The sequence below is a fragment of the Enterobacter asburiae genome, assembly GCF_008080435.1.
Lineage (GTDB): Bacteria > Pseudomonadota > Gammaproteobacteria > Enterobacterales > Enterobacteriaceae > Enterobacter > Enterobacter asburiae_C.
The window spans coordinates 313,120-328,607 of the sequence record NZ_VRKN01000002.1; the positions used below are offsets into that span (position 1 = coordinate 313,120).

18 protein-coding genes are annotated in these 15,488 nt (G+C 55.8%); 7 read left to right on the forward strand and 11 right to left on the reverse strand.

Features of this window, described 5'->3' with window-relative positions:
• Positions 1–16: 16 nt before the first annotated feature.
• From FU672_RS04545 to yfbV, 3 genes are all read right to left on the reverse strand, one after another.
• Positions 17–676 (reverse strand): sugar phosphatase, encoded by a 660-nt coding sequence (locus FU672_RS04545; RefSeq protein WP_148242332.1) that lies wholly within the window; start codon positions 674–676, stop codon positions 17–19.
• Positions 677–687: 11 nt separating this feature from the next.
• Complete coding sequence (locus tag FU672_RS04550; RefSeq protein ID WP_023312542.1) at positions 688–1,182, reverse strand: YfbU family protein; 495 nt, start codon at positions 1,180–1,182, stop codon at positions 688–690.
• A 91-nt stretch (positions 1,183–1,273) separates the two neighbouring features.
• Positions 1,274–1,729, reverse strand: a complete 456-nt coding sequence (gene yfbV / locus FU672_RS04555; protein WP_008502875.1) for a terminus macrodomain insulation protein YfbV — start codon at positions 1,727–1,729, stop codon at positions 1,274–1,276.
• Between the two features lie 337 nt (positions 1,730–2,066).
• On the opposite strand from yfbV, the gene ackA reads away from it, so the two are divergent.
• Both ackA and pta read left to right on the forward strand, forming a co-directional pair.
• Complete coding sequence (gene ackA / locus FU672_RS04560) at positions 2,067–3,269, forward strand: acetate kinase (protein WP_148242333.1); 1,203 nt, start codon at positions 2,067–2,069, stop codon at positions 3,267–3,269.
• Positions 3,270–3,345: 76 nt separating this feature from the next.
• Entirely contained in the window at positions 3,346–5,487 is a 2,142-nt protein-coding gene (gene pta / locus FU672_RS04565) for a phosphate acetyltransferase (RefSeq protein ID WP_148242334.1), read from the forward strand.
• Positions 5,488–5,604: 117 nt separating this feature from the next.
• Here pta and FU672_RS04570 read toward each other — a convergent pair whose 3' ends face one another.
• From FU672_RS04570 to FU672_RS04590, 5 genes are all read right to left on the reverse strand, one after another.
• A complete protein-coding gene (locus FU672_RS04570) occupies positions 5,605–6,558 on the reverse strand; it encodes a transketolase family protein (protein WP_148242335.1) in 954 nt (317 codons plus the stop codon).
• Positions 6,551–7,381 (reverse strand): transketolase, encoded by an 831-nt coding sequence (locus FU672_RS04575; protein WP_045354309.1) that lies wholly within the window; start codon positions 7,379–7,381, stop codon positions 6,551–6,553. The genes FU672_RS04570 and FU672_RS04575 overlap by 8 nt, the downstream gene beginning before the upstream one ends.
• Complete coding sequence (locus FU672_RS04580; RefSeq protein ID WP_023312548.1) at positions 7,378–8,769, reverse strand: PTS ascorbate transporter subunit IIC; 1,392 nt, start codon at positions 8,767–8,769, stop codon at positions 7,378–7,380. The genes FU672_RS04575 and FU672_RS04580 overlap by 4 nt, the downstream gene beginning before the upstream one ends.
• A gap of 21 nt (positions 8,770–8,790) precedes the next feature.
• Positions 8,791–9,063, reverse strand: a complete 273-nt coding sequence (locus tag FU672_RS04585; RefSeq protein WP_003861447.1) for a PTS sugar transporter subunit IIB — start codon at positions 9,061–9,063, stop codon at positions 8,791–8,793.
• An 80-nt stretch (positions 9,064–9,143) separates the two neighbouring features.
• Complete coding sequence (locus tag FU672_RS04590) at positions 9,144–9,587, reverse strand: PTS sugar transporter subunit IIA (RefSeq protein WP_148242336.1); 444 nt, start codon at positions 9,585–9,587, stop codon at positions 9,144–9,146.
• A gap of 234 nt (positions 9,588–9,821) precedes the next feature.
• Here FU672_RS04590 and FU672_RS04595 point away from each other — a divergent pair, with 234 nt between their 5' ends.
• Positions 9,822–10,841 (forward strand): LacI family DNA-binding transcriptional regulator, encoded by a 1,020-nt coding sequence (locus tag FU672_RS04595; RefSeq protein WP_148242337.1) that lies wholly within the window; start codon positions 9,822–9,824, stop codon positions 10,839–10,841.
• Between the two features lie 3 nt (positions 10,842–10,844).
• Here the strand turns inward: FU672_RS04595 and yfcD are convergent, their stop codons facing one another.
• The 3 genes from yfcD to yfcF are packed head-to-tail and all read right to left on the reverse strand — an operon-like array spanning position 10,845 to position 12,707.
• Positions 10,845–11,399 carry an NUDIX hydrolase YfcD gene (yfcD, locus tag FU672_RS04600; protein ID WP_023312551.1) on the reverse strand — a complete coding sequence of 185 codons (555 nt, stop codon included), beginning with the start codon at positions 11,397–11,399 and terminating at the stop codon, positions 10,845–10,847.
• 55 nt (positions 11,400–11,454) lie between these two features.
• Positions 11,455–12,006 (reverse strand): phosphodiesterase, encoded by a 552-nt coding sequence (gene yfcE / locus FU672_RS04605; protein ID WP_148242338.1) that lies wholly within the window; start codon positions 12,004–12,006, stop codon positions 11,455–11,457.
• 56 nt (positions 12,007–12,062) lie between these two features.
• The gene (yfcF, locus tag FU672_RS04610) at positions 12,063–12,707 is read right to left on the reverse strand and encodes a glutathione transferase (RefSeq protein WP_148242339.1); all 645 of its coding nucleotides are present in this window, start codon (positions 12,705–12,707) and stop codon (positions 12,063–12,065) included.
• Positions 12,708–12,847: 140 nt separating this feature from the next.
• Here yfcF and yfcG point away from each other — a divergent pair, with 140 nt between their 5' ends.
• The 4 genes from yfcG to FU672_RS04630 all read left to right on the forward strand — a co-directional run bounded on the left by yfcG (position 12,848) and on the right by FU672_RS04630 (position 15,394).
• Positions 12,848–13,477 (forward strand): GSH-dependent disulfide bond oxidoreductase, encoded by a 630-nt coding sequence (gene yfcG, locus FU672_RS04615; RefSeq protein WP_148242340.1) that lies wholly within the window; start codon positions 12,848–12,850, stop codon positions 13,475–13,477.
• A 75-nt stretch (positions 13,478–13,552) separates the two neighbouring features.
• Entirely contained in the window at positions 13,553–13,921 is a 369-nt protein-coding gene (gene folX, locus FU672_RS04620) for a dihydroneopterin triphosphate 2'-epimerase (protein ID WP_023336419.1), read from the forward strand.
• A 13-nt stretch (positions 13,922–13,934) separates the two neighbouring features.
• A complete protein-coding gene (locus FU672_RS04625; protein WP_148242341.1) occupies positions 13,935–14,828 on the forward strand; it encodes a TIGR01777 family oxidoreductase in 894 nt (297 codons plus the stop codon).
• A gap of 44 nt (positions 14,829–14,872) precedes the next feature.
• Complete coding sequence (locus FU672_RS04630; protein WP_148242342.1) at positions 14,873–15,394, forward strand: GNAT family N-acetyltransferase; 522 nt, start codon at positions 14,873–14,875, stop codon at positions 15,392–15,394.
• Positions 15,395–15,488 lie beyond the last annotated feature (94 nt).

Below are 15,488 nucleotides of genomic sequence, written 5' to 3' on the forward strand. Positions count from 1 at the left end.
GGGCTATATCATGTGATTACATTTTTAGCGAGACGGTTACCACTCCGTCAGAGGCTTTCGAAACAGCCAGCGCCGTCAGTGAATCCAGCACAAAGTCTGCCTCCTCCAGCCGGGGGGATCCCGCCGGAACGTTAACGGCGATAACGTGGCTTCCGGCGTTCAGCCCGGCCAGTACGCCAGCAGCCGCATCTTCTACTACCACGCACTGTGCAGGGGCGAGGCCCAGCAGTTCAGCGCCCAGTAAAAAAGCGTCGGGCTCCGGTTTACCGCGCTTTACGCGCTCCGCCGTGATAAATACGTCTGGCGTTGGCAGGCCTGCCGCCTTGTGTCGGGCGTGGGCAACCGGCACGGAACCGGAGGTGACGATAGCCCACGGGATCTGCGCCTCGTTCAGATGCTCAAGCAGTTCGCGCGCCCCCGGTAAGGCGGTGATGCCGTCCGTATCCGTGGCTTCAATGTGTTCCAGGTATTTGAACTCCGCCTGAATTTCGTCCTCAGAGCGTCCGGCCAGGAAGTGCCGAAGCGAGGTAATGGCCTGTTTGCCATGGATAAAATTCAGCACGTCCTGATGGTCGATGCCATGTCGGTCAGCCCAATGGCACCAGGAACGCTCCACAACCGGCAGCGAATCCACCAGCGTACCGTCCAGATCAAACAGAAAACCTCTACACTGCACACGCACCTCCGTCAGGCATTAATGATTTGTTGAATTTCGTTGCTGCTTAAATGGTACTGACGCGGACAGGCGTGCCACGCGCTTAGCATACGCTGATATTTTTCCCACATTGGGGTCTGCGCGTTGAAGCCGTGGGTACCCGCGTCAAAGTGGGTATAACGCCCTTCTGTATTCACCATAAAGCGAACATAGCTCAGATAACGCGCTTCCGTTGCGGCATCAAAGCCTAAGAAGGTCACGCGGCGCTCGTCAATGGACTGCTGATCTTTGAGATTCGTCCAGGAGACGTGCAGGGCGTGATACATCTCCATAATGTCGATCACGATGCGACAGGTTTCTTCTTTCAGCTCACCAAACTCGCGGTCCAGTTCGCGCATTTGCAAACCAAAACCGCGTTCGACGATGGTTTGCAGGCGGCTGTAGCGTGCAGCGTTATCGGGATCAAGCATAGTCATCATCTTGTACTGGTTGGACAAAATCAGACGTTGAGCATGGGTCATTTCCATCTTTCGACTCCTGTAGCGCATTGCACTTAAAAAAAAGACACGGTAACTGATTGTTACTGTGCCTTCTTTTCGTCGTCGTTTCGATGATCAATCACAAATCATCGAGGAATGTTTTATCCAGTTGCTTAAAAGCACGCTTTAACGTGTCCGCCAGCGCCTGGTAATCCGGCTTGCCTTCAACCGGGGCGAGCGCCTGCCCGGCCTCCTCCAGTTTTCCGCGCACTTCATAAAACCAGTGTAAAATAGAAGGGGGAAGTGGGGTGATGGACCGTTTACCTAACCACCACAGGCCCTGCATCGGCAGGCTTAACGCGAAGAGCGCCGTCGCGACGGCAGGGCCAAGCTGCCCACCCAGCGCTATCTGCCAGCACAATGTAAAAATCGCGACAGGCGGCATAAAGCGAATCGCATAGCGCGTGGCGCGGATGGTGCGGTTCTCAATAAACATAGGCGCAAGGCGCTTTTCCATCGGCCACGTCTTTGCGTAATGCTGTCCCCGACGAAACAGACTAAAGAAATTTACGGACGGGTTCTCTGGTGTCGACATGGCTGTACCTCAACTTCACATATAAAAATTAAAATTTTCGTGCAAAACCACAACAAGCTATGACAACGTTCAAAATATTTTGTCATCTCTACCCCGTATCGGGTATCCTGTGCCAGCCTGATAGGGCCATAGACGAGGATCAGTAACTCGTCAAATTATTGCATATTATGCCATTGGCTGAAAAATGTGCAAAATGGCATAAAATCATAGTTATTTCTTCCATCATGCCACAATGTTCGTTTGGCATGATGTTAATCATAAATGTCTGAGTCATCATGCGTTACGCTGTTAGACTCACTGACGTTTTTTTAGCCACGTATCAATAATAGGTACTTCCATGTCGAGTAAGTTAGTACTGGTTCTGAACTGCGGTAGCTCCTCACTGAAATTCGCCATCATCGATGCGCTCAACGGTGACGAATACCTCTCTGGTTTGGCCGAATGTTTCCATCTGCCTGAAGCACGTATCAAGTGGAAGATGGACGGCAGCAAACAAGAAGCGGCTTTAGGTGCAGGCGCCGCTCACAGTGAAGCGCTGAACTTTATCGTTAACACTATTCTGGCACAAAAACCAGAACTGTCTGCTCAGCTGACTGCGATTGGTCACCGTATCGTCCACGGCGGCGAAAAATACACCAGCTCCGTCGTGATCGACGAAACGGTGATCCAGGGCATCAAGGACTCTGCGTCCTTCGCACCGCTGCACAACCCGGCTCACCTGATTGGTATCGCTGAAGCGCTGAAATCCTTCCCGAATCTGAAAAACAAAAACGTGGCCGTATTCGACACCGCGTTCCATCAGACCATGCCGGAAGAGTCTTACCTCTATGCCCTGCCATACAGCCTGTACAAAGAACACGGCGTACGTCGTTACGGCGCGCACGGCACCAGCCACTTCTATGTGACGCAGGAAGCCGCAAAAGTCCTGAACAAGCCGGTTGAAGAACTGAACATCATCACCTGCCACCTGGGCAACGGTGGTTCTGTTTCTGCTATCCGCAACGGTAAATGTGTTGATACTTCTATGGGTCTGACCCCGCTGGAAGGTCTGGTGATGGGTACCCGTTCCGGTGACATCGACCCGGCGATCATCTTCCACCTGCACGACACCCTGGGCATGAGCGTTGACCAGATCAACAAAATGCTGACCAAAGAGTCTGGCCTGCTGGGTCTGACCGAAGTCACCAGCGACTGCCGTTATGTTGAAGACAACTACGCAGAGAAAGAAGACGCTAAACGTGCAATGGACGTTTACTGCCACCGTCTGGCGAAGTACATCGGCTCTTACACTGCGCTGATGGAAGGCCGTCTGGACGCGGTTATCTTCACCGGTGGTATCGGTGAGAACGCGGCAATGGTTCGTGAACTGTCCCTGGGCAAACTGGGCGTTCTGGGCTTCGAGGTTGATCACGAACGTAACCTGGCTGCCCGCTTCGGCAAGTCTGGCTTCATCAACAAAGAAGGCACCCGCCCTGCTCTCGTTATCCCAACTAACGAAGAACTGGTCATTGCGCAAGACGCGCACCGCCTGACTGCCTGATTCCACACCGCCAGCAATGCTGGCGGTGCTGTTTTGTAACCCGCCCCATTTGGGCGGTAACGAAAGAGGATAAACCGTGTCCCGTACTATTATGCTGATCCCTACCGGAACCAGCGTCGGTCTGACCAGCGTCAGCCTTGGCGTAATCCGTGCTATGGAACGCAAAGGCGTTCGTCTGAGCGTCTTTAAGCCAATCTCCCAGCCACGTGCTGGTGGCGATGCACCAGACCAGACCACCTCCATTATTCGTAAGAACTCCAATCTGCCAGCGGCTGAACCGCTGAAGATGAGCCACGTTGAATCTCTGCTGTCCAGCAACCAGAAAGACGTGCTGATGGAAGAGATCATCGCCAACTACCATGCTAACGCGCAAAACGCTGAAGTGGTGCTGGTTGAAGGTCTGGTCCCAACGCGCAAACACCAGTTTGCCCAGTCTCTGAACTTCGAAATCGCGAAAACCCTGAACGCAGAGATCGTTTTCGTGATGTCTCAGGGCACCGATACCCCAGAGCAGCTGAACGAGCGTATCGAACTGACGCGCAGCAGCTTCGGCGGCGCAAAAAATACCAACATCACCGGCGTGATCGTGAACAAACTGAACGCGCCAGTTGATGAGCAAGGCCGTACTCGCCCTGACCTGTCCGAAATCTTCGACGACTCTTCCAAAGCGAAAGTTGTCAAAGTTGACCCGGCTAAACTGCAGGGATCCAGCCCGCTGCCAGTACTGGGCGCGGTGCCATGGAGCTTCGATCTGATTGCCACCCGTGCAATCGATATGGCGCGTCACCTGAATGCCACCGTGGTTAACGAAGGCGACATCAACACCCGCCGCGTGAAGTCCGTGACCTTCTGTGCGCGCAGCATTCCGCACATGCTGGAACACTTCCGCGCAGGTTCCCTGCTGGTGACCTCCGCAGACCGTCCGGACGTGCTGGTTGCAGCCTGTCTGGCCGCAATGAACGGCGTGGAAATCGGTGCGATCCTGCTGACCGGTGCCTACGAGATGGACCCACGCGTCAGCAAGCTGTGCGAACGCGCGTTCGCCACCGGCCTGCCGGTCTTCATGGTGAACACCAATACCTGGCAGACCTCTCTGAGCCTGCAAAGCTTCAACCTGGAAGTACCGGTTGATGACCACGAGCGTATTGAGAAAGTTCAGGAATACGTTGCGGGCTACATCAACGCAGACTGGATTGAATCCCTGACTGCGACCTCCGAGCGCAGCCGCCGTCTGTCTCCTCCAGCATTCCGTTACCAGCTGACCGAGCTGGCGCGTAAAGCGGGCAAACGCGTTGTTCTGCCAGAAGGCGACGAACCGCGTACCGTTAAAGCGGCTGCTATCTGTGCAGAGCGCGGCATCGCGACCTGTGTGCTGCTGGGTAACCCGGATGAGATCACCCGCGTTGCGGCGTCTCAGGGCGTTGAGCTGGGCGCTGGCATCGAAATCGTTGACCCTGAAGTGGTTCGCGAAAGCTACGTTGCCCGTCTGGTTGAGCTGCGTAAGAGCAAAGGCATGACCGAAGCCGTTGCGCGCGAACAGCTGGAAGACAACGTGGTGCTGGGCACGCTGATGCTGGAGCAGGACGAAGTTGACGGTCTGGTTTCCGGTGCGGTTCACACCACGGCGAACACCATCCGTCCACCGCTGCAGCTGATCAAAACCGCACCGGGCAGCTCTCTGGTTTCTTCCGTGTTCTTCATGCTGCTGCCTGAACAGGTTTACGTTTACGGTGACTGCGCGATCAACCCGGATCCAACCGCAGAACAGCTGGCTGAAATCGCTATCCAGTCCGCGGACTCCGCGATTGCCTTCGGTATCGAACCGCGCGTAGCGATGCTCTCCTACTCCACCGGTACCTCTGGTGCAGGTAGCGACGTAGAGAAAGTGCGTGAAGCGACGCGTCTGGCACAGGAAAAACGTCCTGACCTGATGATCGACGGCCCGCTGCAGTACGATGCCGCCGTTATGGCCGACGTTGCAAAATCCAAAGCGCCGAACTCACCGGTTGCAGGTCGCGCTACCGTGTTCATCTTCCCGGATCTGAACACCGGTAACACCACCTACAAAGCGGTACAGCGTTCTGCAGACCTGATCTCCATCGGGCCAATGCTGCAGGGCATGCGCAAACCTGTGAACGACCTGTCCCGTGGCGCGCTGGTAGACGATATCGTCTACACCATCGCTTTGACCGCGATTCAGTCTTCGCAGCAGCAGTAATTGTAAGGTCTTGCCGGATGGCGCTTCGCTTATCCGGCCTACAGGACCGTAGGCCCGGTAAGCGTAAGCGCCACCGGGCAACAAAAAGGCGACCACTACACGGGTCGCCTTTTTTATTTACAGCAGCTCCCTCGCCGCCGACACAATGTCATGAGCCGTCAGGCCATACTCCTTCTGCAGGAAGTCCTGCGTCCCTACCTGACCATAACGCTCCTTGACGCCCACCCGCCGCATCGGTACCGGGCAGGTTTCCACCAGCACTTCCGCCACCGCCGACCCGAGGCCGTTGTGAATGCTGTGGTTTTCACAGGTGACGATGCGCCCGGTTTTCTCGGCGTAGTTTTTTACCAGCATCCGGTCGATGGGCTTCAGGGTAAACATGTCGATGACCGCCGCGCTTACGCCCTCCTGCTCAAGCTGGCGCGCCGCCTCCAGCGCTTCCGCTACCATGATGCCGTTGGCAATCAGGGTAATATCGGTTCCTTCGCGCAGTACGTTGCCTTTGCCAATGGTGAAGGTTGAACCAGGGGCATACACGCTCGGCGCCTGCTTACGAATGGTGCGCACCCAGTAGAAACCTTCGAGGTCGATAAGCTGGCGCAGTACGTCCTCGAACATCACCGCGTCGGTCACTTCCAGCACCACCGAATGCGCCAGACCGCGCACAATGCCCATATCCTCAAATGACATATGCGTCCCGCCGTTGTGGCAGGCCGTCACGCCCGCATCCGACGCTATCACCTTCACGTTGTTGCGCTGGTAGTCCAGGGACATAAACAGCTGGTCGAAGCAGCGACGGCTGGCAAACGCGGTGAAGGTGTGCACGAACGGTTTGCGTCCGGTAAGTGACAGCCCCGCCGCGGTGCCGATGACGTTGGCCTCCATAATGCCGCAGTTAATCACGTGCTGCGGATAATCGCGCGCCACGCCGTCCATCGCCATCGAGCTCATCAGATCCGCTTCCAGAGCGATAATCTCACTCCCTGCCTCAATCTGTTTTGCCACAAAGCCCGCATAGACTTTACGCATCTCAACGGCATCTTTCTGTCGTGGGGGTGCAACCTTAATCATGTGAAGCCTCCAGTTGGCGAATCGTCTCGTTGAGGGCTGCTTTGCTCTCCGCGGTCAATCGCAGGTGGTGCGAGTTGCTGAGCTGCTCCAGGTACGGCACCCCCTGCCCTTTAATGCTGTCGAGGATGACGACTAACGGACGCGCATCGGCAGCCGGAACCCGCGACGTCACCGCCAGCAGCCCCGGAATGTCGTCTCCCTTCACCGTCGCCACGTCAAAGCCAAAGGCACGGAATTTCCCCTCCAGGTCGAACGCGCTGATGATCTCGTCCAGCTCGCCGTCGAGCTGCTGTTTGTTCCAGTCCACGAACACCGTCAGGTTGTTCAGACGATGATGGGCAATAAACTGGAAGGCTTCCCAGCACTGCCCCTCGTTCAGCTCGCCGTCACCGACAATGCAGAAGACCCGATTCGGTCGCCCCGCCAGCCTGTGCGAGAGCGCCATCCCGCCGGCAATGGAGATCCCCTGCCCCAGCGAACCGGTGGTGGCATCCACGCCGCGCGTTTTCAGGCGGTCCGGGTGGCTCGGCAGGCGCGTGCCGTTCTGGTTCAGAGTGCTCAGCTCTTCCACCGGGAAGTAGCCCTTGATCGCCAGTGTGCTGTAGAGCGCCGGGCCCGCATGACCTTTCGACAGGACAAAATAGTCTCGCTCTGGCCAGTCCGGATCCGCCGGGTCGATTTTCATTACCGCCCCGTACAGCACGGCCAGGGTTTCAACCACCGACATACTGCCACCATAGTGTCCAAAGCCCAGCTGCGTCAGGGATTTCAGCGTCTCAAGACGGATCTGACGCGCGAGTTCGGTTATCTCTTTCTCATTCATGATTTGGCTCCGGTGTTTTCCTGCGCGTTACCGCCTGCAGGTTTGTTTTTCGCGAAGACGTTGTACGCCACCAGCAGCGCGAACAACGCCACAACCAGTCCGGTGATGGCAAGCGGCGACAGGAAGCGCGCCAGGTTGCCGAGGACAATCCCGACCGCGCCGAAGTCGGCGTCCGAGAAGGTGGTGTTGGCAAAGCCAATTGCGCCCAGCACCGGCAGCAGCAGGACCGGCAGGAAGGTGATCAGCAGGCCGTTAGCAAAGGCGCCAATCATTGCCCCGCGACGTCCACCGGTGGCGTTACCGAACACGCCCGCCGTTGCGCCAGTGAAGAAGTGCGGCACGACACCCGGGAGGATCAGCACCCAGCTAAACTGACCGCAGATGAACAATCCCACAATCCCACCGAGGAAGCTGAACAGGAAGCCAATCAACACCGCGTTTGGCGCATACGGATACACCACCGGGCAGTCCAGCGCAGGACGCGCATTGGGCACTAGTTTCTCCGAGAAGCCGGTAAAGGCCGGAACGATTTCCGCCAGAATCAGGCGTACGCCCTGCAGGATGATAAACACGCCCGCCGCGAAGGTGATCGCCATGATGATGGCGTAGACCAGGTAGTTCTGACCGCCGCTGAAGGTGGCCTCCACATACTCGCGTCCTGCGCTCACCGCCATGATCAGGTAGATAATCATCATGGTCAGGGAGATGGAGATCGAGCTGTCGCGCAGGAAGCTCAGGTTCTTCGGCAGGTTCATCTCTTCGGTTGAGCGGGAGCCTTTGCCAACCTTGCTGCCAATCCAGCCGGACAGCACGTAGCCGAGCGTGCCGAAGTGGCCGAAGGCAATTTCATCGTTGCCAGTAATGCGCTTCATGTAGCGCTGCGCAATCGCCGGGAAGAAGGCCATGATCAAGCCGAGGATCAGCGAGCCGGTAAACACCAGCCCTACGCCCTCAAAGCCCGCTACCGTCAGGATCACGCCAATCATGCACGCCATGTAAAAGGTGTGGTGTCCGGTCAGGAAGATGTACTTCAGACGGGTAAAGCGCGCGACAATAATATTCGCCACCATGCCGAAGGCCATAATAAGCGCGGTCGCTGCACCGTATTTTTCCAGCGCAATTGACACAATCGCTTCATTGTTTGGAATAATGCCCTGGATAGTAAAGGCGTGTTCAAACATACCGCCTAAAGGATTTAATGACCCCACCAGTACCGTGGCACCGCCACCCAGCACAATAAATCCAAGAATGGTTTTAATCGTCCCTTTCACCACGTCCGAAAAGGCTTTCTTCTGCGCAACCAGACCAATTAGCGCAATTAAACCGACCAGCACCGAAGGGACTTTTAAAATATCAACAACGAAATTCAGCGTTTCAAGGATAAACATATCCACCTCGCCTTATCAGGGTTATTGTCTTTCGAACCAGGCGCGCAGCTGCGCTTCAAGTTCGTTGATGTCGATGATGTTGTTAATCACCACCAGCTGGCTTTCCGGCACGCTGGCGCTGGCCGCAATGTCTTTTGCCATCACAAAAAGATCGGCTGCGCCCGGCGTGGCCGAGGAGAGATCGGAATGTTCAACCTCAGCCTCAATCTCCAGTTTTTTAAGCACCTTTTTAATATTCATTTCGACCATAAAACTACTGCCCAGGCCGGAGCCGCAAATAGCCATAATTTTCATTGTTGTCCCCTTATTTTGAGTAGAGCACGCCCCATCACGCTGGCGCGTAATGTTGTGAATAATCGGATTAAAGAATTAAATCAGAAGCGGTCAATAATCGTTTTAATTTCCTCCAGGGTATTCGCCTGATGCAGTTCAGCCATATCTGCATCGCTGGAAAATAACTCAGCCAGCGATGAGATCATCTCGATATGACTATTTTTGTCGGGTGCCGCGAGCATAATAATGACATCGACAGGGTCAAACTCACCGGCACCAAACGAGACGCCCTGTTTTAGTTTTAATAAAGACAACCCCAGTCCTTTGGCGCCTTCCTCCGGCCGCGCATGCGGCATCGCCAGCCCTGGTGCCAGCACATAATAGGGTCCTAACGTGTGGTGCTGCTGGATGATGGCCGTGACGTATTCAGGCGCAATTACCTGCAAATCCAGAAGCGGCTTCGCGCACAGCTCCAGCGCCTGCGGCCAGTTTTCCACGCTATCCTGCAGCGTGATGGTTGTATCATATATCCATTTTTTGAGCACTTTTCACTCCCGCTACACGCTAAAGATGAGCAAACTTTATTCAACACATCGCTGAATGACTGCGATCGAGATCACAAAGATAGCGCTACCAATCGTTAACATACGGAAATGTGATAGCGCTATCAAATTGCAATCACGGTGCTAAATCACAGCAAAAAAAGGGATTTAAGGCGTATACTGCCTGTCACGTGAAACGAAGGAAAAGAAGAACGCGTCTGGTCAGCAGGAAGGTGTATGTCTCTAACCCGAAAACGGCGCAGTACTGGTAAAGTGACACTCGCCGATGTCGCACAGCTTGCCGGTGTGGGCACGATGACCGTGTCCCGTGCACTCCGCACGCCCGAACAGGTTTCCGATAAATTACGAGAAAAAATTGAAGCTGCCGTGCAGGCGTTGGGTTACATGCCTAATCTTGCCGCCAGCGCGCTGGCCTCGGCGTCGTCATGGACGATAGCCATGGTCGTGCCCAATCTCTCCGAAGCCGGCTGCTCGGAGATGTTCGCCGGGCTACAGCAGGTGCTGCAACCTGCCGGGTATCAGATCATGCTGGCGGAATCCCAGCATCGTCTTGAGCAGGAGGAGAAATTGCTGGAGACGCTGCTGGCGTCGAATATTGCCGCCGCTATCCTGCTCAGCGTTGAACATACCGACACCGTTCGCCACTGGCTGAAGAATGCCTCTATTCCGGTGATGGAGATGGGTGCCATGCGCGCCGACCCGATTGATATGAATATCGGGATTGATAACGTGGCGGCCATGTATGAACTCACGGAAATGGTGATTAAGCGCGGCTATCAAAATATTGGCCTGCTGTGCGCCAACCAGGAGCAGTGGATTTTCCAGCAGCATCTGCAGGGCTGGTACAAAGCCATGCTTCGCCACCATATGTCGCCGAACCGGGTCATAAACGCGGCGATGCCGCCGAGCTTCTCGACCGGCGCGGCACAGCTACCAGAATTCCTGCTGGCGTGGCCGGAGCTGGATGCGCTGGTGTGCGTCTCTGACGAGCTGGCCTGCGGCGCGCTGTACGAGTGCCAGCGCAGGCGAATCAAGGTGCCGGACGACCTGGCGGTGGTAGGCTTTGGCGATAGCGATGTGAGCCGCGTCTGTCAGCCGCCGCTGACAACGATGGCGGTACCGCATCGTAAGATTGGGATTGAAGCCGGGAAAGCGTTGCTGGAGCGTCTGAATGACGGAGACTGGCGCGACCATAAGCCCATCGCGTCCAGTCTGTGTCTGAGAGAGAGTTGCTGAAGCTTACTCAGCCTCTTCCTCTTTCTCTGATTTGGTCGATTCGTTTTTGGCGTTGCGGGTCATCCACAGCGCCAGCGCTTTTAACGAATCCGGCGTAAATTCGTCGCAACGCGCGGTGATCTCTTCCGGCGTCATCCAGCTGACTTCACTCACTTCTTCTTCCTGCAGGGCAAATGGCCCATGGGAGACACAGCTAAACAGCCCGCCCCAGACGCGGCAGTTTTCGTCTTCGAAATAGAACTGACCGTGCTCGGCAAAGGGCACACCGGCGATACCTAACTCTTCTTCTGCTTCGCGACGTGCGGAATCCAGCAGCACTTCATCTGCCTGGACAACACCGCCTGCGGTGGCATCCAGCATACCTGGGAGAAAATCTTTGGTGTCCGTGCGGCGCTGGACCAGAATTTTGCCCATGCCGTCATGCACAACGATGTACGTTGCGCGGTGGCGCAGACGCTCCGCACGCATTTGTTCGCGGCTGGCCTGCGCGATCACTTCATTCTCTTCGCTGACAATGTCAACCCACTCTGTACTTGCCAAATGACTCTGCTCCACCATCGGGAAACCTTCTCTTCTAAGCGCTCTTTCGGCGCGTTTGCAGTTGAGGTGTAACTTACGGATTAATCGCTACCTGCGCAATAACTTGCTGATCATTAAGTGCGATAACGCTCAGGGTATTTCCATCCAGCATGCCGTAGCTCGCAGGATAACCGCCTTTCGGTATGCTGACCGAACCCGGATTGAAGTGATAAATCTCACCGCGCTTTTCAGCAACCGGAATATGAGTATGACCGTAAACCAGGACATCGCCAGCCGCGAGCACCGGGAGATTATCCGGGCTAAAGAGATGCCCATGGGTCAGGAACAGGCGGCTTTGTTCCAGCAACACCTGCTGCCACGGCGCGGTAAGGGGAAAATGCAGCAGCATCTGGTCCACTTCGCTGTCGCAGTTGCCGCGAACGGCGATGATGCGAGAGGCATACGGGTTGAGCTTTTCCGCGACCTGCGCCGGGGCATAGCCCTCCGGCAGCGCGTTGCGCGGGCCGTGATTGAGCACATCACCCAGAATAATCAGCCACTGCGCACCGCTTTGTGCAAACAGGGAGAGGACACGCTCGGTAGCGGGCAGCGATCCATGGATATCCGACGCAAACATCAGTTTCATCAGTCACTCCTCGGGAAAACAGACTGCCCCCATCATACCTGAAGCGTCAGGGCTTATCAGCCCGCGCGCTTAGCCGAGAGTGCCACATAGCGCTGCACGGAGGCACGCTGCCACTGAAACGCGGCATAATCCACCAGCAGCTGCGGCACCTCATCGCCGTTGAGGATCAGGCGGTTTAGCATCAACGCCAGATCGGCGTCGGCAATGCACCACTCGCCAAACAGGTTAGGATTGCCATGTGCGAGGAGCGAGGTAGCGGTTTCAATCAGTTTTTGTGCGCTTTCGCTGCCTTCTGCGCTGAACGCTGGCTTTTTCACCCCGGCAAACACGACGTCCGTCGAACGTTCCACGCGAATCGGCACCAGATCGCTACGCAGCCACGCCTGGATCTGCCGCGCCCGCGCGCGTTTTTGCAGGTCGTGAGGATAGATGCGCTCCCACTCAGGCGGCGCGAACCGGTCTTCCAGATATTCATCGATCGCTGACGATTCGCTCAGGGCGAAACCATCAATCTCCAGCACCGGCACGCGTCGGGTCAGGTCGTAACCCTGCCACTGCGGTTTGAGATGTTCACCGCCGTCGAGATCAACGGTTTTCAGCGTAAAAGTGAGCCCTTTTTCGGCCAGCGCAACGTATACGCTCATAACATAGGGAGAAAAGAAATTCGCATCGGACCACAACGTGATTACGGGCTGGTTCATAACATCCTCATCGGCTGATCGGGTTTTTACTCAACATATAATCTCTTTGCCTCGCTGTCACTTGATGAAAACTCACGATTTACAACAACCACCTATACTCATTTTCATGGCACCACTATTCGCATGGACAGGAGTTGAGAATGATCGACCTTTATTACGCCCCTACCCCAAACGGCCATAAGATCACCCTCTTTCTTGAAGAAGCCGGGCTGGATTACAGGATCATTCGCGTGAATATCAGCAAAGGCGATCAGTTCAGTCCTCTCTTTCTGGCTATCTCGCCGAATAATAAAATCCCGGCCATTATTGATAACCAGCCGGCGGACGGGGGGAGACCGTTAAGCCTGTTTGAATCCGGTGAAATTTTGCTCTACCTGGCGGAGAAAACCGGCAAACTGCTGAGCGGAGAATTGCGCGAGCGTCACCATACCTTGCAATGGCTCTTCTGGCAGGCGAGCGGTCTGGGCCCCATGCTGGGTCAAAATCATCACTTTACCGCTTACGCCCCGCAGCCCATTCCTTACGCGATAGAGCGCTATCAGGTAGAGACTCAGCGGCTCTATGACGTTCTGAACCGTCGGCTGGAGAAAACACCGTGGCTTGGGGGCGATCATTACAGTATTGCCGATATCGCCTGCTGGCCGTGGGTGAATACGCATGAAAAACACCGAATTGACCTGGCCTCTTACCCGGCGGTGAACAACTGGTTTGAGCGCATCCGAACTCGCCCGGCAACCGAGCGGGCGATGCAAAAAATCCAGCAGATTTAACCCTCTATGAAGCTGGGTGCCTGCAAGCCTCTCATGTATTATGAGCAGGAAATACTGACACGGAGAAGACCTGCAATGTCACAGCCAGATGCTGTTATTCGTATAAAAAATTTACGCTTGCGTACCTTCATCGGTATCAAAGAGGAAGAGATCGCCAACCGTCAGGATATTGTCATTAATGTGGTTATTCACTACCCCGCAGACAAAGCGCGGGCCAGCGAAGACATCAACGACGCGCTGAACTACCGCACAATAACCAAAAACATCATTCAGTACGTGGAGAATAACCGCTTCTCTCTGCTGGAAAAATTAACTCAGGATGTGCTCGATATCGCACGCGAACATCACTGGGTCACTTATGCTGAAGTTGAGATCGATAAACTTCACGCCCTGCGCTACGCCGATTCCGTCTCCATGACGTTAAGCTGGCGACGCCAGGCGTAAACCTGGAGGTTGTATGAAGATTTTGCTGACCGGCGGTACAGGCCTTATTGGTCGTCACCTTATTGCGCGTCTGCAGGCCTTGCATCACGACATTACCGTGGTCACGCGCAGCCCGGAGAAAGCGCGCCAGGTGCTGGGGGCGGGTATCGATATCTGGAAAAATCTGGCCGAGCAGCAAAATCTGGACGGCTTCGACGCCGTCATTAACCTCGCGGGTGAACCCATCGCCGATAAGCGCTGGACGGAAGAGCAAAAACAGCTGTTATGCAGTAGCCGGTGGAACATTACTGAAAAGCTGGCCGAGCTGATCCGCAATAGCCACACGCCGCCTTCGGTGCTGATTTCGGGTTCAGCGGTGGGTTATTACGGCGATCTCGGTGAGGTGGTGGTGACCGAGGAAGAGCCGCCGCATAACGAGTTTACCCATAAGCTCTGCGCCCAGTGGGAGCGTATCGCCTGTGCGGCGCAGAGCGATCGTACCCGCGTCTGCCTGCTACGGACCGGTGTCGTGCTTGCGCCGAAAGGCGGCATTCTGGCGAAGATGCTTCCCCCGTTCAGACTCGGACTCGGTGGCCCCATCGGCAATGGTCGCCAGTATCTGGCGTGGATCCATATCGACGATATGGTCAACGGTATTCTCTGGCTGCTGGATAACGATCTGCGCGGACCGTTTAACATGGTTGCGCCGTATCCGGTGCGTAATGAACAGTTTGCCCACGCGCTGGGGCATGCCCTGCACCGTCCGGCGATATTGCGCGTGCCTGCCACGGTCATTCGCCTGATGATGGGTGAAGCGTCCGTGCTGGTATTAGGCGGGCAACGGGCGCTGCCAAAACGGCTGGAAGCCGCCGGGTTTGCGTTCCGCTGGTATGAATTAGAAGAGGCGCTGGGGGATGTGGTGCGGTGAATATGTTACAGTGACAGGCCATGTTCCGAAGAAATGGCGTAACAATGGCAACGATCACCACTCCCCGGCTTCACCTCACCCCTTTCGAACCCACTGACTGGGCCTTCTTCCGCTCGCTGCGTGAAGTTCGCAGCATCATGCGCTATATGGCCGCCATCGCCCCGGAAAAAGAGACCCGACGCGTGTTTGCCGCGCGCCTGATGGCGGAGCATGTCTTCATGATCCGCTTTCTGGAGGACGATACGCCGCTCGGCGATATTGGCCTGCAAATCAGCCCGGAAAATCGTGAAGAGGCCGATATCGGCTACACGGTTGTGCCTGCGGCACAGGGAAAAGGGATTGCCAGCGAGGCGCTGCGCGCGGTGTGTGATTACGCGTTTAACCAGACCAGCGTGAAAGCGATTAACGCGTATGTGCTGGCGGATAACGGCGGTTCGGTACGGGTGCTGGAGAAAGCGGGGTTTGTGCGTACGCAGGTGTTAGAAAAAGCGTATGAAATTGACGGCGTGCGCTATGACGACTGGGTGTATCGGCTGGAGTATGCCGGCCGGCAACGGAATTTGTAGGCCCGGTAAGCGAAGCGCCACCGGGCGATTGGGCTGCACTGCGGGCTGATGCCCTCACCCCGCCCCTCTCCCACAGGGAGAGGGAGAAGAGCAA

Coding starts and splice junctions, on each gene's coding strand:
- FU672_RS04550 (WP_023312542.1), bottom strand. CDS start 1,182: ATGGAAATGACCCATGCTCAACGTCTGATTTTGTCCAACCAGTACAAG.
- ackA (WP_148242333.1), top strand. CDS start 2,067: ATGTCGAGTAAGTTAGTACTGGTTCTGAACTGCGGTAGCTCCTCACTG.
- yfcG (WP_148242340.1), top strand. CDS start 12,848: ATGATCGACCTTTATTACGCCCCTACCCCAAACGGCCATAAGATCACC.
- folX (WP_023336419.1), top strand. CDS start 13,553: ATGTCACAGCCAGATGCTGTTATTCGTATAAAAAATTTACGCTTGCGT.
- yfcD (WP_023312551.1), bottom strand. CDS start 11,399: ATGGTGGAGCAGAGTCATTTGGCAAGTACAGAGTGGGTTGACATTGTC.
- FU672_RS04580 (WP_023312548.1), bottom strand. CDS start 8,769: ATGTTTATCCTTGAAACGCTGAATTTCGTTGTTGATATTTTAAAAGTC.
- FU672_RS04575 (WP_045354309.1), bottom strand. CDS start 7,381: ATGAATGAGAAAGAGATAACCGAACTCGCGCGTCAGATCCGTCTTGAG.
- FU672_RS04630 (WP_148242342.1), top strand. CDS start 14,873: ATGGCAACGATCACCACTCCCCGGCTTCACCTCACCCCTTTCGAACCC.
- yfbV (WP_008502875.1), bottom strand. CDS start 1,729: ATGTCGACACCAGAGAACCCGTCCGTAAATTTCTTTAGTCTGTTTCGT.
- FU672_RS04625 (WP_148242341.1), top strand. CDS start 13,935: ATGAAGATTTTGCTGACCGGCGGTACAGGCCTTATTGGTCGTCACCTT.
- yfcF (WP_148242339.1), bottom strand. CDS start 12,707: ATGAACCAGCCCGTAATCACGTTGTGGTCCGATGCGAATTTCTTTTCT.
- FU672_RS04585 (WP_003861447.1), bottom strand. CDS start 9,063: ATGAAAATTATGGCTATTTGCGGCTCCGGCCTGGGCAGTAGTTTTATG.
- FU672_RS04595 (WP_148242337.1), top strand. CDS start 9,822: ATGTCTCTAACCCGAAAACGGCGCAGTACTGGTAAAGTGACACTCGCC.
- yfcE (WP_148242338.1), bottom strand. CDS start 12,006: ATGAAACTGATGTTTGCGTCGGATATCCATGGATCGCTGCCCGCTACC.
- FU672_RS04570 (WP_148242335.1), bottom strand. CDS start 6,558: ATGATTAAGGTTGCACCCCCACGACAGAAAGATGCCGTTGAGATGCGT.